General features: G+C 52.6%; 17 protein-coding genes. 6 read left to right on the top strand and 11 right to left on the bottom strand.

The window, feature by feature from the left end:
• Window positions 1-30 precede the first annotated feature (30 nt).
• From KDX31_20510 to metK, 9 genes are all read right to left on the bottom strand, one after another.
• Window positions 31-1,305, bottom strand: a complete 1,275-nt coding sequence (locus KDX31_20510) for a dihydroorotase (GenBank protein ID UTW05505.1) — start codon at window positions 1,303-1,305, stop codon at window positions 31-33.
• 10 nt (window positions 1,306-1,315) lie between these two features.
• The gene (locus KDX31_20505) at window positions 1,316-2,317 is read right to left on the bottom strand and encodes an aspartate carbamoyltransferase catalytic subunit (protein ID UTW05504.1); all 1,002 of its coding nucleotides are present in this window, start codon (window positions 2,315-2,317) and stop codon (window positions 1,316-1,318) included.
• A 19-nt stretch (window positions 2,318-2,336) separates the two neighbouring features.
• Window positions 2,337-2,852 (bottom strand): bifunctional pyr operon transcriptional regulator/uracil phosphoribosyltransferase PyrR, encoded by a 516-nt coding sequence (pyrR, locus tag KDX31_20500; GenBank protein UTW05503.1) that lies wholly within the window; start codon window positions 2,850-2,852, stop codon window positions 2,337-2,339.
• A complete protein-coding gene (gene ruvX / locus KDX31_20495) occupies window positions 2,833-3,309 on the bottom strand; it encodes a Holliday junction resolvase RuvX (GenBank protein UTW05502.1) in 477 nt (158 codons plus the stop codon). Before ruvX ends, pyrR begins: the two co-directional genes overlap by 20 nt.
• A gap of 37 nt (window positions 3,310-3,346) precedes the next feature.
• On the bottom strand, window positions 3,347-3,928 hold the full coding sequence (locus KDX31_20490; protein ID UTW05501.1) for a YqgE/AlgH family protein: 582 nt from the start codon (window positions 3,926-3,928) through the stop codon (window positions 3,347-3,349).
• 77 nt (window positions 3,929-4,005) lie between these two features.
• Window positions 4,006-4,956, bottom strand: a complete 951-nt coding sequence (locus KDX31_20485) for an energy transducer TonB (protein UTW05500.1) — start codon at window positions 4,954-4,956, stop codon at window positions 4,006-4,008.
• Between the two features lie 36 nt (window positions 4,957-4,992).
• Complete coding sequence (gshB, locus tag KDX31_20480) at window positions 4,993-5,955, bottom strand: glutathione synthase (protein UTW05499.1); 963 nt, start codon at window positions 5,953-5,955, stop codon at window positions 4,993-4,995.
• Between the two features lie 82 nt (window positions 5,956-6,037).
• The gene (locus tag KDX31_20475; GenBank protein ID UTW05734.1) at window positions 6,038-6,766 is read right to left on the bottom strand and encodes a 16S rRNA (uracil(1498)-N(3))-methyltransferase; all 729 of its coding nucleotides are present in this window, start codon (window positions 6,764-6,766) and stop codon (window positions 6,038-6,040) included.
• Between the two features lie 162 nt (window positions 6,767-6,928).
• Window positions 6,929-8,119 carry a methionine adenosyltransferase gene (gene metK / locus KDX31_20470; protein UTW05498.1) on the bottom strand — a complete coding sequence of 397 codons (1,191 nt, stop codon included), beginning with the start codon at window positions 8,117-8,119 and terminating at the stop codon, window positions 6,929-6,931.
• Window positions 8,120-8,185: 66 nt separating this feature from the next.
• Here metK and KDX31_20465 point away from each other — a divergent pair, with 66 nt between their 5' ends.
• The 6 genes from KDX31_20465 (at window position 8,186) to KDX31_20440 (ending at window position 15,339) form a co-directional block, all read left to right on the top strand.
• Window positions 8,186-8,443 carry a hypothetical protein gene (locus tag KDX31_20465; GenBank protein UTW05497.1) on the top strand — a complete coding sequence of 86 codons (258 nt, stop codon included), beginning with the start codon at window positions 8,186-8,188 and terminating at the stop codon, window positions 8,441-8,443.
• Between the two features lie 4 nt (window positions 8,444-8,447).
• Window positions 8,448-10,442 carry a transketolase gene (gene tkt, locus KDX31_20460; GenBank protein UTW05496.1) on the top strand — a complete coding sequence of 665 codons (1,995 nt, stop codon included), beginning with the start codon at window positions 8,448-8,450 and terminating at the stop codon, window positions 10,440-10,442.
• Window positions 10,443-10,500: 58 nt separating this feature from the next.
• Entirely contained in the window at window positions 10,501-11,523 is a 1,023-nt protein-coding gene (locus tag KDX31_20455; protein ID UTW05495.1) for an erythrose-4-phosphate dehydrogenase, read from the top strand.
• Between the two features lie 79 nt (window positions 11,524-11,602).
• Window positions 11,603-12,763, top strand: a complete 1,161-nt coding sequence (locus tag KDX31_20450) for a phosphoglycerate kinase (protein UTW05494.1) — start codon at window positions 11,603-11,605, stop codon at window positions 12,761-12,763.
• A gap of 93 nt (window positions 12,764-12,856) precedes the next feature.
• Window positions 12,857-13,897, top strand: coding sequence for a fructose-bisphosphate aldolase class II (gene fba / locus KDX31_20445; GenBank protein ID UTW05493.1), 1,041 nt, complete (start codon window positions 12,857-12,859; stop codon window positions 13,895-13,897).
• Window positions 13,898-14,292: 395 nt separating this feature from the next.
• Window positions 14,293-15,339, top strand: a complete 1,047-nt coding sequence (locus KDX31_20440) for an SUMF1/EgtB/PvdO family nonheme iron enzyme (GenBank protein ID UTW05492.1) — start codon at window positions 14,293-14,295, stop codon at window positions 15,337-15,339.
• Between the two features lie 19 nt (window positions 15,340-15,358).
• Here the strand turns inward: KDX31_20440 and KDX31_20435 are convergent, their stop codons facing one another.
• Both KDX31_20435 and KDX31_20430 read right to left on the bottom strand, forming a co-directional pair.
• Window positions 15,359-17,902 (bottom strand): hypothetical protein, encoded by a 2,544-nt coding sequence (locus KDX31_20435; GenBank protein ID UTW05491.1) that lies wholly within the window; start codon window positions 17,900-17,902, stop codon window positions 15,359-15,361.
• Between the two features lie 115 nt (window positions 17,903-18,017).
• On the bottom strand, window positions 18,018-18,659 hold the full coding sequence (locus KDX31_20430; GenBank protein ID UTW05490.1) for a glutathione S-transferase family protein: 642 nt from the start codon (window positions 18,657-18,659) through the stop codon (window positions 18,018-18,020).
• Window positions 18,660-18,672: the final 13 nt, after the last annotated feature.

Genomic DNA, 18,672 nt, shown 5'->3' with positions numbered 1-18,672 from the left:
GTATATACTACAAAGCCACTGATTAAGTAATTATTGCTGAAACACCACATTGCCTTCCAGCAGGGTGAAGCGCACCACGCCTTTTAACGGGAAGTCCATAAACGGGGTGTTAGCGCCTGCAGAGCGGCAATTCTCTCTGGTCAGTACCCATTCCTGCTCAGGATCAAAGATACAGATATCAGCACTACTGCCGGGAGAAAGCGTCCCCAGATCGACGTTGAGTACACTGGCGGGGCCCGTGGTCAGTTTCGCCAGCATCTGTGGCAGAGAGATCAGCTCCTGCTGTACCAACATCAGTGACAGTGATAGCAGTGTCTCCAGACCGGTCATACCCGGTTCCGTAGCTGCAAAGGGCGCCTGCTTGGCGGCCAGTTCATGGGGTTGGTGGTCTGAACAGATCGCCTGGAAACCATCCGCAACCAGTGCGTGGCGTAATCCTGCGCGGTCAAGCTGACTGCGCAGCGGTGGGATCAGGTGAAAGTTCGGATCAAAGCCACTGACATTCTCATCGGTCAGCAACAGGTTCTGAATAGCGATATCGGCAGTCACCGGAAGTCCCCGGTCGCGGGCCTCCATCACCATCTTCACGGAACGTTCGCAGGAGAGCTGACCAAAGTGTGCTTTAACGCCGGTCTGCTCGATCAGCAACAGGCTGCGGGCAACCTCAATCGTTTCTGCGCTTTCCGGAATGCCGCTGAGTCCGAGCCGGGTGCAGGTAGTATCGTCATGCATGGTGCCACCGGCGGCGAGGTCTGCATCCTGTGGCTGGAAAATAACCAGCAGGTCATGGGTTGCAGCATATTCCAGACAGCGCGCCAGCGTCAGTGCGCTGTGGATCGGTTCCCGGGCGTTGGTGAAGCCGATGCAGCCCGCCTTCCTCAACCCATGCATCGGACTCAGCTGCTCCCCTTTCAGCTCCTGAGTCAGGGCGCCCATTGGCAATACGCGGGCATTGCCGGCTTGTTTTGCCAGGTCTTCTATCAGATCTATCACTGCGGTGTTATCGGCGATAGGTTTGGTCAGTGGCGGCATGCAGAGTGTGGTGATTCCGCCGGCTGCGGCGGCCGCTGTTTCACTGGCGATGGTGCCTTTACGACTGTAGCCGGGTTCGCGCAGGTTGGCGCAAAGATCAATCAGGCCGGGGCTGACTACCAGGTTTGTGGCATCAATTTCCCGGTCGGCAATGAAACCTGCGGGTGGTTCGCCAAGCGAAGCGATTCTGCCGTCGCCGATGAACAGGTCGGTAATCTGGTCCAGGTTGTTGGCGGGGTCGATGACACGACCGTTCCTGATTGCAATATTCATCGTCTTCACCTTATTCGCTCCCCCGCTCAGCCTGATGCTCAGTCATCTGACCACCCATTGCCATCGACATCACTGCCATCCGTACGGCGATGCCGTTGGTCACCTGTTTCAGAATCATCGATTTAGGGCCATCGGCAACTGAGGTCTCTATCTCGACACCACGGTTGATTGGCCCCGGATGCATAACAATTGAATCAGGGTGGGTGAGTTTCAGTTTTTCTTCGGTGAGACCGTATAAGTTGTAGAACTCAGACTCGCTGGGCAGCAGGGCGCTCTGCATGCGCTCTTTTTGCAGTCGCAGCATCATCACCACATCGACATCTTTGAGGCCCTGCAACATATCGGTGTAGACCGTCACCCCCAGTGCCTCTATATGCCGCGGCAGCAGTGTTGTGGGGGCGATCACCCGGATCTCTTTGGCGCCCAGGGTGCGCAACGCGTGGATCTGTGAGCGGGCGACCCGGGAGTGCAGGATATCGCCCACAATGGCCACGGTCAGCGGTTCAAAGGCGCCTTTATGCTGGCGGATGGTCAGCATGTCGAGCATCGCCTGAGTCGGGTGTGCGTGACGTCCGTCACCGGCATTGATCACGGCAACATGCGGGGTTACGTTGCTGGCGATATAGTGAGCTGCACCGCTATCCGAGTGACGCACGACAAACATATCGGAATGCATCGCTTCCATGGTCATCAGCGTGTCTTTCAGGGTTTCACCTTTAGACGTTGATGAGGTCTTGATATTCAGGTTCAGAACATCGGCAGAAAGGCGTTTAGCCGCCAGTTCAAAGGTGCTGGCAGTTCGGGTGCTGGCCTCGAAAAACAGATTGACGACAGTTTTACCCCGCAGCAGCGGAACCTTTTTGACCTGTTGCGCGCTCATATCGACAAATGAGTCTGCTGTATCGAGAATCTCGGTCAGCATCTCCCGGCTCAGACCTTCGGTCGTCAGAAAGTGTTTAAGCTGACCGGCGCTGTTTAGCTGGATCAGGTTGGGATCTTGTTGTTCAAACATGTCAGATTCCGGCGATGGGTTAGAGGTTATCTTTTTTGCGGATCTCCAGTGCCAGTGGCACCGGTCCGGTCAGTTTTACCAGCTCGTCATCGGCGAGTTGCAGGGTATCGCCGGTAACATCCGCCTGAATCGGCAGCTCTCGACGGTTCAGATCAAGTAGCGTGACCAGTGTAATCGAGGCGGGGCGGCCGTAGTCAAACAGCTCGTTCATCGCTGCCCGTATGGTGCGTCCGCTCATGATCACATCATCCACCAGGATTATATGGCGATCTTCCGTCGCGCAGGGCAGCGCTGAGGGCTGAACTTTAGGGTTCAGGCCCGCACGGCTGAAATCATCACGGTAGAATGAGATATCCAGTGTTCCCAGCGGGCTCTCTATCGCCAGCTGCTGATGCAGATGTTCTGCCAGCCAGACCCCGCCGGTATGGATACCAATCATAAGCGGATTGTCGAGTTGCCGTGCTTTGATCAGTGTTGTCAGCTCTGCTGCCATGTTTGTCAGCAGGTGATCAACTTTAATTACGCCCGATACCATAAAGGTCCTCCAGTCGGGTTTCACTGGATATCAGCTGGTCTGATTCAAACCAGCTTTCCAGAATCAGTTGTGCGGCGATGCCGTCAACCGAGTTTTCTTTAAAATTGCTGCTGCCACCTCTGGAAAGACTGATTTGCTTGGCTTCCCGGGTGGAAAGCCGCTCATCAATCAGATAGCAGGGGAGCTGACAGCGTTCTTTGAGACGGTTGGCAAATTTTCGGGCTCTGCGGGACATGTCGCTGATCGTGCCATCCATATTCAGGGGGATGCCAACAACAATGGCCGCAGGTTTCCACTCTGCGATAATCTTTTCGATCACCGACCAGTCGGGAACGCCATCCCGGGCACTGACCGGAGGCAGGGGTGAGGCAGTGCCGGTAATGGCCTGACCTGCAGCGATACCTATCCGAGTGGTGCCGAAATCAAAGCCTATAACTGGACCTGAAAGTGTGATCATTCCGTTTCTTTGAGTGGGTTAGTGGTGAGGGGGCAGATCAGGCGTGGCCGCTTTGAGAGGTTAACAGATCAAGGTTGATCCCCAGAGTCGCAGCCGCGGCCTGAAGTCGCTCTTCAGCCGGAGTGCGGAACATTATATCTAAATTAGCCGGGCAACTTAACCATACATTGTCAGACAGTTCCTGTTCCAGCTGACCCGGACCCCAGCCGGCATAGCCCAGCGCCACCAGAAACTGTTCAGGGCCACTGTTTTCACTGATTGCCTGCAGAATATCCATCGAGGTGGTCAGGGTCAGCTCATGGGTAATGTCATAGCAGGAGTCCCACTCATTCGCCGTGTGTCGGTGCAGGATGAAGCCGCGGTCATTCTGTACCGGCCCTCCGGCATAAATCAGATCGGTCAGATCACTGTTATCGCTGAACTCAAGGTGCTGCAGTAACTGGCCCAGATCCATCTCAATCGGACGGTTAACAACGATGCCCATCGCACCAGACTCGTTATGTTCGCAGATATAGATGACCGTCTGCGCAAAGTTAGGATCATCCATATGCGGCATCGATATGAGAAAATGCCCCTGAAGACTGCCGGGGGTGTATATAGAGGGGGAGTCTGAGGTCATATTAAGTACCTGCCCTTGAAACGCGAAATAGCGAGATACGGCACTGTATATCTTCTTTTACGCGTTCATTCTTACTTTTAGTATATCCGGCTGGTTTTCTCAAACTTCCAGGTACGGATAATTTCCAGCAGATCGGTATTTTTGCGCATCTCTACGGGGAATTTCTGGAATGGTGCCGCCAGCTGCACTATGCGTACGGCGGCATCGTCGAGAATGCGGTTGCCGGAGGAGTGGAGAATGCGGATCTCCTTTACATTGCCGTCCGGCAAAACGCTGACCATCATCCGTAAGTTGCCATAGAGCTGGCTCCGCTGCGCTTCTTGCGGGTAGTTGAGGTTGCCGACTGATTCGATCTTGCGCCGCCAGTTAGCCAGGTAGACTGCATCACTATGACTTTTAGTGGCGGCCGAAGTCAGGCGTTTTATGCGTGGTCGCTTAGCATATTCCTGCCGCTGAAACTCCAGCTGGGCTTCCAGGCTGGCAATTTCAAGGCTGCGGGATAACAGCGACTGCGAGCTGCCCGGGGCGGGGGGCGGAGGTGTCGATTGCTGATGTTTTTCCGGCAGCTTAGAAACCCGCTTCTCCTGCTTAGCGCTGGTAATGACGACCTCTTGCTCCGCGGCTGTGACATTTTGCAGATCGGTTGTTTCAGCAATCGGGGCCGGCTCTGTGGGGATGGCCGGTGTCGGCGTCGTGGTGGCCGTGGTTGGCTGGGTTTGCGGCTGCAGCGGTGCGGTTTCCTGAATGTCCTGATGCTGAAACTCGGCTTTCTCCCGGGTTGCCGGCAGCGCTTTTTCCTCCAACTGACCGCTGCCCTGCTGATCGGCCTGAGCAATAAAGTCGGCTTCTTCCGGTGGTTTCTCGCTTTGAAACTGAGCCAGCGTTATTTCCAGCGTTTGTGCCGGAGGGGTCTTCGGCGCTATGGCAAAACCGATTCCCAGAATGGCAGCGGCATGCACTGCTACCGCCAGAAACAGGGTGAAGCCGAGCCGGTCAGCTGCAGATACAACGGCAACAGCTTTACTCATAGCATGTTCCTGAAACAGGGGAGAATACCATCGTTGTTATGCTTTACTCTGGTTAAGCTTGGCTTCGATCACATTCATCAGCTGCATGCCGATATCCAGACCAAACTGGTCGTCCAGTTCGCGGATACAGGTCGGGCTGGTGACGTTCACTTCGGTGAGATAATCACCAATGACATCCAGTCCGGCAAACAGAATGCCCTGGGCTTTCAGTGTCGGCCCCACCTGCGCGGCAATCCACTGCTCCCGCTCGGTCAGGGGGCGGCCCTCACCACGGCCACCGGCTGCCAGGTTACCCCGGGTTTCACCGTTGGTTGGGATGCGGGACAGGCCATAGGGAACCGGCTCACCGTCAATCATCAGGATTCGTTTGTCACCGTCGACAATTTCCGGCAGATACTTCTGCGCCATAATCGTCTCAGTGCCAAACTTGGTCAGGGTTTCAATGATCACACCGAGGTTTACGCCCGGTTCCTGAATGCGGAAGATTGAGGTGCCGCCCATACCATCCAGTGGTTTGAAAATGACATCTTTATATTCGGTATGGAATTCGCGTAACAAATCGTCACGGCGGGTTACCAGCACCGGAGGACAGCATTGTGGGAAGTGAGTGGCGAAGATCTTCTCGTTATAGTCCCGCAACGCCTGTGGCCGGTTAACCATCAGGGTGTTGCCCTGTGCCGCAGCGAGCTCCAGCAGGTGAGTGGTGTAGATAAACTCGTTATCGAAAGGCGGATCTTTGCGCATCAGTACAACGTCGAGGGTGCAAACTTCCTCAACCTGATACTCGCCCCGCTCAAACCACTTCTGCGGATTCATATCGACCGTGAGAGGCGCCATCTTTGCCAGGACTTTACCATCCTTGAGGTAAAGGTCCTTTTGCTCCATATACCAGAGTTCCCAGCCTTTATTCTGTGCGGCCCAGAGCATCGCCAGAGAGCTGTCTTTTTTGTAGCTGATAGACTCAATTGGGTCCATCACAATGCCGACTTTTACTGTCATCGAATTGCCTTGTTAATCTTTTGATTAAGGGGATTCTACCTGCCTGCTCTGGTCATCACCAGTATTACTGTTGTCCCCCGGTTTAGCCCAGGTCACCCCATAAATACTGCAGCACCGAAAGCGCGGCAACCGGAGCCGTTTCCGTGCGGAAAACCCGCGGGCCAAAGGCCACCGGCTTAAACCCTTTGGACAGCGCTAGTTGTACTTCGGTTTCACTCAGTCCGCCTTCCGGGCCGATCAGCAGCGCCACCGACCCCGGCTTTGCGAAGTCACCCAGGGGGCGTTCGGTATGGTGATGCAGTACCAGTTTAAGGTCCGCCTCAACGGTATCGATCCAGTCGTTCAGCGATCGGGGCTCACTGATCTCCGGCAGATCGCAACGCAGGCTCTGTTCGCAGGCGCTGATGGCAACCTGCTGCCAGTGCTGACGGCGTTTATCCTGACGCTCGTTATTGAGGCGAACTTCGCAGCGCTCAGTAAACAGTGGCACCAGCTGATTCATCCCCAGCTCAGTGGCTTTCTGGACCGCGTAATCCATGCGTTCTCCCCGGGAGACCGCCTGACCGACAGTCACATGTAAGGGGGAAACCCGACGCGGCTGAGCCGAACCGGTTATGCGGACGGTTGCGTTGCGCTTGGCAACGGTAGTCAGTTCGGCGGAATACTCCAGCCCATCGCCATTGAACAGGATGAGTGGATCGCCGGGACGCATTCTCAGTGCCCGGGAAACATGCTGGACCACGTTGTCGCTAAGGTCGGTTTCGCTGCCTTCAGCGAGTGGCTGAGGTTCGTAAAAACGGGGGATTCTCATTGTCTCTGTCAATCAGTTGTGCTGCTGGAAACGCTATTATGCCATGGTCATCGCCGGATCAGTTAGAGGGATTACTGATCTGTTAAGTGCCGCCGTCTGCCGGGCATAAAAAAGGCCGGATTTTCATCCGGCCTTGTTTGTCTGTCCGATATTAATAAATGCTTACAGGCCCGCTGCAGCGCGCAGTTCGTCAGCTTTATCGGTTTTTTCCCAGGAGTAGGCGGTAAAGGTATCGTTACCCACTGTCATCTCATACGGATCGTGACCGAAGTGACCGTAGGCCGCTGTCGGACGGTACATCGGGTGCAGCAGATCCAGCATCCGGGTAATCGCATGTGGACGCAGATCGAAGTGGTTGTGTATCAGTTCAATGATCTTGGCATCAGAGATCTTGCCGGTACCGAAGGTATTGATCGATACAGAGGTCGGTTCAGCCACGCCGATAGCATAGGAAACCTGGATTTCACACTTATCGGCCAGGCCTGCCGCGACGATGTTTTTCGCAACATAACGACCGGCGTAAGCGGCTGAACGGTCGACTTTTGACGGGTCTTTACCGGAGAACGCACCGCCACCGTGACGGGCCATGCCGCCGTAGGTGTCGACGATGATTTTACGTCCGGTCAGGCCGCAGTCGCCCACCGGTCCACCGATAACGAACTTGCCGGTTGGATTGATATGGAACTTAGTGCTCTTGTCGATCCACTCGGCAGGCAGGGTGTGCTTGATGATCAGTTCCATCACCGCTTCCTGAAGATCCGCCATGGATACTTCCGGGTTGTGCTGAGTCGACAGAACCACCGCATCGATACCAACCGGCTGACCGTTTTCATAACGGAAGGTGACCTGACTCTTGGCATCCGGACGAAGCCACGGCAGCAGGCCGGACTTGCGCGCTTCAGCCTGACGCTCAACCAGACGGTGAGCGTAGCAGATTGGCGCGGGCATCAGGACATCGGTCTCGTTGCTGGCATAGCCAAACATCAGGCCCTGGTCACCGGCACCCTGATCTTCAGGTTTAGCGCGGTCCACACCCTGGTTGATATCGGGTGATTGCTTGCCAATGATGTTGAGGACGCCGCAGGTGGCGCCGTCGTAGCCAACGTCTGATGAGGTGTAACCGATATCGCAGATAACGCCGCGAACCAGTGCCTCCAGATCGACCCATGCAGAGGTTGTGATCTCGCCGGAAACAATTGCTACACCGGTTTTAACCATGGTTTCGCAGGCCACACGGGCGTATTTGTCTTCAGCAATAATTGCGTCAAGAACCGCATCAGAGATCTGATCTGCGATCTTATCAGGATGGCCTTCGGAGACAGACTCCGAAGTAAACAGGCTGTATTCGCTCATTACGCGTCTTCAATCCTAACGTTAGGGAATTAAATATGGCATCGGACCGATGGCCCGGGTATAAGAATGACAGGTATTTTAATCGTCTTGCGTCATGATTGCATGGGCGGTATTCCTGTTTTAGATGATTTTTTTGCTTTTTTAGATGAAATCCACTCATTTTCATCAAATTTCTCTGAAATAGATTTGAAGCTGGGGGACGGTTACGAGAAAATAGCCGCCTATTTTTTTATCGGTGCTGGCTTTAACTATCTTCACAAGAGATATCACTGCTGCATCAAACACTTTTTAATCTCAACTTGGGCTTGTTCGGCCCTGGAGTGAATGAATGTCCTCGCGTAGAGAACTTGCCAATGCAATTCGTGCCCTCAGTATGGATGCTGTCCAAAAGGCTAAATCCGGTCACCCTGGTGCCCCGATGGGTATGGCGGATATCGCTGAAGTATTATGGAATGATTTCCTGAAACATAATCCGGCAAACCCGCATTGGCTGGATCGCGACCGTTTTGTTCTGTCGAACGGTCACGGTTCAATGCTGATCTACAGTCTGCTGCACCTGACCGGTTACGACCTCTCAATTGAGGACCTCAAAAACTTCCGTCAGCTGCACTCCCGGACAGCCGGTCATCCCGAATATGGTTATGCGCCGGGTGTTGAAACCACCACCGGTCCGCTGGGCCAGGGGATCACCAATGCGGTGGGCTTTGCCATTGCTGAAAAATCGATGGCGGCACAGTTTAACCGCGAAGGTCATGAGATTATCGATCACCACACCTACGTATTCCTGGGTGATGGCTGTCTGATGGAAGGCATCTCCCACGAAGCGTGCTCGCTGGCGGGTACGCTGGGACTGGGCAAGCTGATCGCGTTCTACGATGATAACGGCATCTCTATCGATGGCGAGGTCGACGGCTGGTTCACTGACGATACCCCTAAGCGCTTCGAAGCCTATGGCTGGCAGGTGATCCCGGCGGTTGACGGTCACGATGCTGAGCAGATTAAAGCTGCCATTGAAGCGGCCCAGGACAATGAGGATCAGCCGACGCTGATCTGCTGCAAAACCATCATCGGTTTCGGTTCGCCTAACAAGCAGGGTAAAGAGGATTGCCACGGTGCACCTCTGGGCGATGAAGAGATTGCTCTGGCCCGTAAACAGCTGGGCTGGGAACATGAAGCTTTTGTTATCCCTGAAGATATCGCTGCCCAGTGGAATGGACTGGAATCCGGTGCGGTTCTGGAAAATGACTGGGAAGAACGTTTTGCTGAGTACAGCAAAGCTTACCCTGCGGAAGCCCGCGAGCTGATCCGTCGTTATACCGGTCAGCTGCCGGCTGATTTCTCTGAAAAAGCCGATGCCTATATCAAAGAACTGCAGGAGAAAGGTGAGACGATCGCCTCCCGCAAAGCGTCTCAGAATGCCCTCAATGCCTATGGCCCGCTGCTGCCTGAACTGATGGGCGGCTCTGCTGACCTGGCCGGTTCTAACCTGACGCTGTGGTCCGGTTGCAAAGGTGTAACTAAAGATGACGCATCGGGTAACTATCTGTTCTACGGCGTACGTGAGTTTGGTATGTCCGCCATCATGAATGGTATCGCCCTGCACGGCGGCTTTGTTCCTTACGGTGCAACCTTCCTGGTATTTATGGAATACGCCCGTAACGCCCTGCGGATGGCGGCGCTGATGAAGCTGCGCGCGATTCATGTGTATACCCATGACTCTATCGGTCTGGGTGAAGATGGTCCGACCCATCAGCCAGTTGAGCAGATCGCTAATCTGCGTCACACCCCGAACATGAGCACCTGGCGTCCGGCGGATGCGGTTGAATCTGCCGTTGCGTGGAAGGCTGCCCTGGAGCGTGCCGATGGCCCGACGGCGATGATCTTCTCCCGGCAGAACCTGCCACATCAGCAGCGCAACGATGAGCAACTGGCGAATATTGCTCGCGGCGGATATATCCTGCGCGACACGGCCAGCACTCCCGATGCTATTCTGATCGCCACCGGCTCTGAAGTGGGTCTGGCGATGGATGCTGCCGCAGCGCTGGAAGCCGAGGGTAAACAGGTTCGTGTCGTCTCTATGCCATCTACCGATCTGTTTGATAAGCAGGATGCTGAATACCGTGAAGCGGTACTGCCTGCTAATATCACTGCGCGGGTTGCGGTTGAAGCGGCTCAGGCTGACTTCTGGTACAAGTATGTGGGTCTTAACGGTGCTATCGTCGGTATGACCAGTTTCGGTGAGTCTGCTCCGGCGGGCGATCTGTTTAAGCTGTTTGGCTTTACCGTCGACAACGTAGTCGAAAAAGTGAAGTCTGTTCTGTAAGTTCAGGCGTATAAAAAGGCCAGCTGTATCAGTTGGCCTTTTTGTTTAACGAGGTCGTATGGCGTATCGGGTTGCAATAAATGGTTATGGCCGTATCGGGCAGAGTGTCCTGCGGGCGATCTATGAGTGTGGCTACCGTGATCAGTTACAGATTGTAGCGATTAATGAGCTGTCTGATATCGAAACGGTCACCTATCTGACCCGCTATGACACCACCCACGGCCGTTTTCCGCTGCCGGTAGAGCATAACGGTCGTGAGCTGCTGATCAATGGCGATGCGATCCGGGTGCTCAACGAAGCCCGGTCGTCGGCGATGCCCTGGCAGGCGATGGATATCGATCTGGTGCTGGAGTGTTCCGGTTCATTCAGTGACCGGCTGACCGCCCAGCAACATCTCGATAGTGGCGCTAAAAAACTCCTCTTCTCACAGCCAGCCGGCAGTGATGTCGATGCGACGATTATCTACGGCTTTAACCAGCAGTTGCTGGCTGCAGAGCATACGATTGTTGCGGCAGGCTCCTGTTCGACTAACTGTATTGTGCCGATTCTGGATCTGCTGCACCGGGAACTGGGTATTATCAGCGGATTAACCACCACGATTCACTCGGCGATGAATGATCAGCCGGTGATCGACAGCTATCATCAGACCGATCTGCGCCTCACACGGAGTGCCATGCAATCGATTATTCCGGTTAATACCGGACTTAATCGCGGTATCGACCGATTGTTGCCCGAGCTGGCGGGTCGTTTTGAGTCGCTGCATGTGCGGGTGCCAACCATCAATGTGTCATTGTTGGATATCTCGCTCAATGTCTCCCGGGAGACCGATGCGGCTCAGGTTAATCAGATCCTGCAGCGCGCTGCAGACGGACCGTTAAAGGGTCTTTTGGGGTATACCGAAGAGCCACATGCATCGGTAGACTTCAATCGCGATTCCCGTTCAGGGATCGTTGATGGTACGCAGACCCGCGTCAGTGGTGGCAACATGATAAAACTGATGTGCTGGTTTGATAATGAGTGGGGCTTTGCCAATCGCATGCTGGATGTCGCGCAGGGATGGTTAAACTGCCAGCCTGATTGAGACAGCTCCGGATATAATTTCAGGGTATGGTCTTCGAAGACGATACCTTACATTTTTAGACTACAAAGCAGGAAATAGTATGAGCGTATTGAAAATGACCGAACTGGATCTGAAGGGCAAGCGTGTTCTGATCCGTGAAGATCTCAATGTGCCCGTTAAGGATGGTAAGGTCACCAGCGATGCCCGTATCCGTGCTTCGCTGCCAACTATAAAGCATGCCCTGGCTGCGGGTGCTAAGGTGATGCTGATGTCTCACCTGGGGCGTCCTGCGGAGGGCGAGTATGATGAAGCCAGTTCCCTGGCGCCGGTTGCTACCCACCTGAGCAGTTTGCTGGGACGTGAAGTGCCGCTGATTAAGGCATGGCTCGAGGGTGGTTTCGAGGTTGCTGAAGGCGATGTTGTGCTGCTGGAAAATGTTCGCTTCAATGTTGGTGAGAAGAAAGACGATGAGGCGCTGTCCAGGAAGATGGCTGCGCTCTGTGATATCTATGTCATGGATGCGTTTGGTACCGCGCACCGCGCTCAGGCTTCCACCCATGGGGTGGCTAAGTTTGCCCCGGTTGCCTGTGCTGGCCCATTGCTGGCCGGTGAACTGGACGCACTGGCCAAGGCGCTGGATAAACCGGCCCGGCCCATGGCTGCCATCGTCGGTGGTTCTAAAGTTTCAACTAAACTGACCGTACTGGAATCCCTGTCAGATAAAGTAGATCAACTGATTGTTGGTGGTGGTATTGCCAATACTTTCCTGGCAGCCGCGGGCAAACCGGTGGGTAAATCACTGTGTGAACATGACCTGATTCCTACCGCGAAAGCGCTGATGGAAAAGGTGAATATTCCACTGCCGGTCGATGTGGTAGTGGCAACTGAGTTTGCAGAAACCGCTGTCGCGACGGTTAAGCTGGTCGATGAAGTTGCTGAAGATGATATGATTCTGGATATTGGCCCACAGTCAGCAGCGGATCTTGCAGAACTGTTGAAAGAAGCTGGCACGATTATCTGGAACGGACCGGTCGGTGTCTTTGAGTTTGATCAGTTTGGCGAAGGCACTAAAGCGCTGTCGATGGCGATCGCTGAGAATAAAGGCTTTTCTATTGCCGGCGGTGGAGACACCCTGGCGGCTGTGGATAAGTATGGAATTGCTGAGCAGGTATCTTATATCTCTACCGGCGGTGGCGCTTTCCTCGAGTTTGTTGAAGGAAAAGTACTCCCTGCGGTGGCGATGCTCGAGTCACGTGCTTAATTAAAACATTATTTAAATAGCAGCCGTTGTACGTGCTGCTAACTATAGAGTTCAAGATCGCAAACCGGTCTGACAATTTCAAAAGGTGAACATATGGCTCTTATCAGTATGCGTCAGTTGCTGGATCATGCAGCAGAGAACGACTATGGTATCCCGGCGTTTAACGTAAACAATCTGGAACAGATGCGCGCGATCATGGAAGCGGCGGACAAGACTAACTCTCCGGTTATTGTTCAGGCATCTGCTGGCGCCCGTAAATATGCGGGGTCCAACTTCCTGCGCCATATGATTCTGGCGGCAATCGCTGAGTTTCCGCATATCCCTGTGTGTATGCACCAGGATCACGGTACCTCGCCGGCAATCTGTCAGCGGTCTATCGCGATGGGGTTCTCCTCCGTGATGATGGATGGTTCCCTGAAAGCGGATGGTAAGACACCCTCTGACTACGAATATAACGTTGATGTAACCCGTCGTACCGTGGAGATGGCACACGCCTGCGGTGTTTCCGTTGAAGGCGAGCTGGGCTGTCTGGGGTCTCTGGAAACCGGCCAGGCCGGTGAAGAAGACGGTGTTGGCGCTGAGGGCACGCTGTCCCACGAGCAGATGTTGACCGACCCTGAAGAGGCGGCTGACTTTGTTGCTAAAACCGGTGTCGATGCGCTGGCAATTGCCTGCGGTACCTCCCACGGTGCTTATAAGTTTACCCGTCCGCCAACCGGCGATATTCTGGCGATTGATCGTATTAAAGCGATCCACGATCGCATCCCGAATACTCACCTGGTGATGCACGGTTCCTCTTCTGTTCCACAGGAGTGGCTGGCGATTATCAACGAGTTCGGGGGTGAAATTCCTGAGACCTACGGTGTGCCGGTTGAGCAGATCGTAGAGGGGATCAGGCACGGTGTGCGTAAGGTCAATATCGATACCGATCTGCGTCTGGCATCCACTGGCGCGGTACGTCGCTTCCTTGCACAGAATCCGTCAGAATTCGACCCGCGTAAATTCCTTAAAGTGACTATGGATGCGATGAGCGACATCTGTATTGCTCGTTATGAAGCATTCGGTACTGCCGGTCATGCAGATAAGATCGTACCGGTTTCTCTGGAAGATATGGCTGATACTTACGGTCTGTAAAACGCCTCTAGCGTTTACAAGGCAGTTACTAGCGGCCAGACGTTGCTACGCGACGCGCTAGAAAAATCAAAAACCGCCAAAACAGGCGGTTTTTTTCTGGCTACTCGCAAGCGCGGAGCGTGTCTAATAACGAGCCACTGTGTTACACCTCTTCCTCCTCTATCACTTCGCTTTCCTGTTGTGCCAGCTTCAGCCATTCCTGACAGGCGTCCTTTTTCACACATCCGGTTAAAAATCTGCATAAAGCGATGTCATGCACATACTTTATTCATTCTATTGATGATGACGATGTTCTGATTCACTCATATTACAATTATGTGTTTATGGCTGGTCTGTAGAGGATCGCTGATGTATGCTTTTGCGTGTAAATGGACCCCGGCAACAAGGATGAATTAATGCCCACTCTGACTCGACTATCTCAGTCTGTATCCTTTATCTATCTCGCCTGCGTTCTGGCTCTCAGTGGCTGTAACAGTGAAGCTGACATCGTTGTTACCAGCGATGTTGTGTCTGCAGAAAAGATTGCGGAGATCCGCACCAATATCCAAAAACTACATCCCGATGCCGATAGTCAACTGCAGGTTCAGGTGCTGGATACCGCGGTGCGGGCAGTTGAGGATATGGTATTTATTGAGGGCGGTAAGTTTATGATGGGGGATTTTGGTATGCCCTGTGATGCTGACCCTGAACGGCCCGTCTGGCGCGAGACAGAGAATATGTGTAATGCCAGCCACTGGGCGGATACCAGTCCCGCCCATCCGGTGGAGCTGGATAGCTACTCGCTGTCAAAATATGAAACCCGGGTTAAGGATATGGATCGTTATCTTCTGGCTCATAATGAGCCACTGCCTAAACCTGAAGTCCGGGAGCGCAGGCCGGATAGCTTTCAGTTCCAACCCGATAATCCTGCCAGTACAAGGAGGTGGCAGGATGCTAAAGATTACTGCACCTGGCTGGGTCAGTTAACTGGTTATGCGTTTGATCTGCCCACTGAAGCCCAGTGGGAGTTTGCTGCCCGCAATAGGGGACAGAATATTTATTATGCAACGGATAATGGTTTTTTAGAGTCGCCGAGGAATACCAAGCCATATAATCGAGATAGTGGTAAGTTAAAAGATACTTATCCAGTTGATATGCTGCCACCTAACCAATTAGGAATTTACGGGTTGCAGAATAATGCCGCTGAATGGGTGAATGATTGGTATGACCCTGATTATTACTCATATAGTCCTGTAAAAAATCCAAACGGCCCCGGTCATGCTATTGAATTAACCCTTAATGATGATGAATCTCAAAGCTATCACCTTCTTCGAGGAGGGGTAGCTACAGAAATAAATTCTAACGTGTTAATTCGAAGGGCTATAGGTGATTTAGGAGATGCGCCCTATAACCCATGGTTTGGCGTAAGGTGCTCGATAAAGTCCTCTATGAAAGTAAATTAGCTGCATTCGGTCATTGCGCTTAGGATAATTTGACATTCCATGCGGATTCAATATTAGCAATAATTTTACTGTTTTTACGTTTTTCAATGGGGCGTGCTAGGGGGGTGAATGGTTTTTTGGGGTTTTCTGCGGTTTGTTGAGGTTTGACGACTTTTAAATTTGTGGTCCAAGTAATGAATTCCAGATATTGGGCGCCATCCAGGATTGAACAAAGTTGCTGCATGCTTTGGTACATGTCAACTGAATCGCCTTTTTCACTCATCCGTTTCAGAATCTGCATAAAGTGACGCCATGAGTGTATCTTGTTAAGGATGTTCATAATTGCTGTTTCCTGATCTTCTTCAAAACTAAAAATAAAGGAAAAGCTTAGACTGTAAAGTATTGGACCTACGGTTTCAGGGGGAAGTATGCTTGGGTTAATGACGAAAAGGTCGTTATTAATATTTCTAGCTAATGCTTCGGCTTCATCTTGTATTTTAACGCGGTCACTCCACCATATTTCTAGATCGTTAAACGCAGAATCAGCGCTGGAGAAAAAGGCTATGAGGGTTTCTTTCATTAGTTTGTTTTGTAATTCATCTTTAAGCAGCATTACTTTATAAAGCCCTTGAGCCATCAAGAGAAAAGTTTCTTCATCCACAAACGTCAGATCCCGATAGTCTGATTGTTGTAATGCTTCTAGTACGATATAAAAAACTTTGAGGATGTTCTCTTTATCTACGGCGACCTCAAATCCGCCGGAAAATCCCAGTCCCCAGGCGGCAGAGGCGTGGATATAGAGAATAAACTTACCGCCCTCCCAGTTGATTTTCAGGTGACCACCCGCACCAACGCCTGCTTTGAGAGAGCCCTGATAACCGGTTTTCGCCAGTTCGACAAACTCTGTGCTGGATATTTCCGGAATAAAACCCTCTGTTTCAGCGGTTGATGGTTGATGACTTTTGGGGGCCTTCCATAAGGTTTGCAATGTTAGCGCTGCTCCTCCTTCTGCTCCGGCAAAGCCTTCCGCGCTTAAGCCAACACAGGCGCAGGAGTCCTTAGCTTTACCATTTGATTTTACCTTTTCGGTCCAGTGACCGATTTTTTTGGTTTCGACTTTGGCTTTAGGAATAAGCAGAATCCCTGCACCGGCGCTCTGTTCTATCTCCCGGCTGGTTTGTGTGGTGATGGCGTTGCTGTTTGCTCTGGACGACTTTACTAGTTTCTGCGCATCTATATCCAGCTTGGCATTCATATTACCCCTAACACCAGCAAATACGCTTAACAGCAGTTTGGCATCGAAGCGCATATAGCCAAATTCCATCAAGCGCTCTTGTTTATCCGCGCCACGGAAGCTGACATAGATCTGTTGTCCCTCTTTACTGGGCAGGATCAGTTCTGCACTGGCTTCACCTTCAAACAACGAGTACTTTGCTTCAGCGCTGGCGCTGAGTTTAATTTTTCCCTGCGAGGGTTTGAACTCAACCTTGCCAAGGTTTGCCCCGGCGGCAAAACGAAGCGCCTGGGCCTCCGCAGAGACGGCAAAGGCGGGTCCCCCTTTCTCGAATTCACCTTCGATGACCTTTTTCGGGAACAGTTCCAGATGAAGCGCATTCAGGGGGTTGTAAGTCGGGCTCTCCCAAGAGTTTCCTTTGGTGTTGATAAACCAGGGCAGGTTGGCTAGTTCGCTGACATCGAAATCCGGCTTTAACTGTTTCTTGAAGTCATCAATCATTAACTCTGCAAAGAGTGAGATGGTGTCTTCATTGATAGTTGAAAAGCTTTGCAGGGACGCGGAGGAGAGTTTTACCGGGATCCAGCCGTAAGTGTGCTTATTCAGCCCCTGGATAACATCGAGTGGCAGATAGTAGAGTTGATCCGGAGCGCTGAATCGCTGAAACTCAACAATGGTAAAGTTTCCACTGGCATTGCCGCCAGCTTTAACCAGTGTGTCGACACTGTAAATCTCATCAAGAATACTGGTTGGGTGGCAGAGATCTTCCTGCTGCAACGTTTGGAGTTGCTGCATTTTAGATTCCAGTACCTCCAGTTCAGCCAGTTTTAATTGGGTGAGGGGGTGGCTTGAATTATTTCTGGACATCTGTCCATTTGATGACATCCTGCTGCGCAGTTCGTTACGCTTTGCGCTAAGCTGACCCAGTTCAGCGGTACAGCTTTGAATATTAGTGTTGCGCTCGACCTCGTATGGTGTACCAAAGACAGCATGTTCGGGGGGGAGTTCCGGCTGTGGCGCCAGTAAGCCCGCATCAGATGCTTTTCCTAACCAGGCAAGTCTTTTTTTCAGTAGCGCTGCCTGCGATTGAGGAGAGCTTTTATCTTCGGTTTCACTTTTAACCAGATTAGAAAACTCGACCATCAAGTCCCGAACTTTTCCCCAAGCTGTATTAAGCTCTTCGGTTGCCTGGTGGGTCAGTGCATAGAATTGACTTCTTTCGCCGGTTATGTGAACAACCTCATACAGTGGAGGGGTGCAGGCGGCTTCACCTGAATTTGAGCTGCCTTTATCAGGGTTGTCTGTCTGATCAGGTGTTTTCTGGATATTGCATGCAGATTGAGTACTCATTATTCATCCCTGTTGAGTCACTTGAAAAGAAACCGGAGAGCTTCCCGCTCTCCGGCTGCTAATGTGCCATTTTCAGGGCAGAAATGCCAGTGTTGCCAGGCACAATCAGAGGCGATTACACCTCTTCCTCCTCTATCACTTCGCTTTCCTGTTGTGCCAGCTTTAGCCATTCCTGACAGGCGGGTAGGGCAAGGATATGGTCGCAGTAGGTTTGAAGTTGCTCAGGCAGCGGGACGCCGTAGCCGGTCAGGCGGAATACCACCGGGGCGTAAAAGGCGTCAGCGATGGAAAAATCACCGTAGAGGAACTGTTCTGAGGCGCTTAGATTCAGCGCGCCACTCCATAGCTGCATGATACGGTCGATGTCCTGTTGTACTTCGGCTGAGATAGCAAAGTTTTCCACTGTACGGCGGCAGTTCATCGGCAGTGCATGGCGCAGCGCCATAAAGCCGGTGTGCATCTCGGCGCAGCTGCTGCGGGCATGGGCGCGCATTGCCGGATCAGCAGGCCAGCCCTTACCCTGCAGATGCTGTTCGCTGATATATTCGCAAATCGACAGTGAATCCCAGATGGTCAGCCCGTTATCGATGAGCACCGGGACTTTACCCGCTGGATTATAGCTTTTTATCTGTTCCGCTGAGCCTGGGGTGAACAGGGCGATACGCACCGCTTCAAAGTCCAGCTCAAAGTGTCGCAGTAGCAGCCAGGCCCGCAGAGACCAGCTTGAATAGTTGTGATTACCGATAATCAGTTGCATATAAAAATCCTTT

This window comes from Amphritea atlantica (genome assembly GCA_024397875.1).
In the GTDB taxonomy this organism is placed as follows: domain Bacteria; phylum Pseudomonadota; class Gammaproteobacteria; order Pseudomonadales; family Balneatricaceae; genus Amphritea; species Amphritea atlantica_B.
The sequence above is the reverse complement of the archived record's forward strand: the minus strand, read 5'-3'. Positions and strand labels throughout refer to the sequence as shown.

Coding starts and splice junctions, on each gene's coding strand:
- KDX31_20510 (UTW05505.1), bottom strand. CDS start 1,305: ATGAATATTGCAATCAGGAACGGTCGTGTCATCGACCCCGCCAACAAC.
- KDX31_20505 (UTW05504.1), bottom strand. CDS start 2,317: ATGTTTGAACAACAAGATCCCAACCTGATCCAGCTAAACAGCGCCGGT.
- pyrR (UTW05503.1), bottom strand. CDS start 2,852: ATGGTATCGGGCGTAATTAAAGTTGATCACCTGCTGACAAACATGGCA.
- ruvX (UTW05502.1), bottom strand. CDS start 3,309: ATGATCACACTTTCAGGTCCAGTTATAGGCTTTGATTTCGGCACCACT.
- KDX31_20490 (UTW05501.1), bottom strand. CDS start 3,928: ATGACCTCAGACTCCCCCTCTATATACACCCCCGGCAGTCTTCAGGGG.
- KDX31_20485 (UTW05500.1), bottom strand. CDS start 4,956: ATGAGTAAAGCTGTTGCCGTTGTATCTGCAGCTGACCGGCTCGGCTTC.
- gshB (UTW05499.1), bottom strand. CDS start 5,955: ATGACAGTAAAAGTCGGCATTGTGATGGACCCAATTGAGTCTATCAGC.
- KDX31_20475 (UTW05734.1), bottom strand. CDS start 6,766: ATGAGAATCCCCCGTTTTTACGAACCTCAGCCACTCGCTGAAGGCAGC.
- metK (UTW05498.1), bottom strand. CDS start 8,119: ATGAGCGAATACAGCCTGTTTACTTCGGAGTCTGTCTCCGAAGGCCAT.
- KDX31_20465 (UTW05497.1), top strand. CDS start 8,186: ATGACAGGTATTTTAATCGTCTTGCGTCATGATTGCATGGGCGGTATT.
- tkt (UTW05496.1), top strand. CDS start 8,448: ATGTCCTCGCGTAGAGAACTTGCCAATGCAATTCGTGCCCTCAGTATG.
- KDX31_20455 (UTW05495.1), top strand. CDS start 10,501: ATGGCGTATCGGGTTGCAATAAATGGTTATGGCCGTATCGGGCAGAGT.
- KDX31_20450 (UTW05494.1), top strand. CDS start 11,603: ATGAGCGTATTGAAAATGACCGAACTGGATCTGAAGGGCAAGCGTGTT.
- fba (UTW05493.1), top strand. CDS start 12,857: ATGGCTCTTATCAGTATGCGTCAGTTGCTGGATCATGCAGCAGAGAAC.
- KDX31_20440 (UTW05492.1), top strand. CDS start 14,293: ATGCCCACTCTGACTCGACTATCTCAGTCTGTATCCTTTATCTATCTC.
- KDX31_20435 (UTW05491.1), bottom strand. CDS start 17,902: ATGAGTACTCAATCTGCATGCAATATCCAGAAAACACCTGATCAGACA.
- KDX31_20430 (UTW05490.1), bottom strand. CDS start 18,659: ATGCAACTGATTATCGGTAATCACAACTATTCAAGCTGGTCTCTGCGG.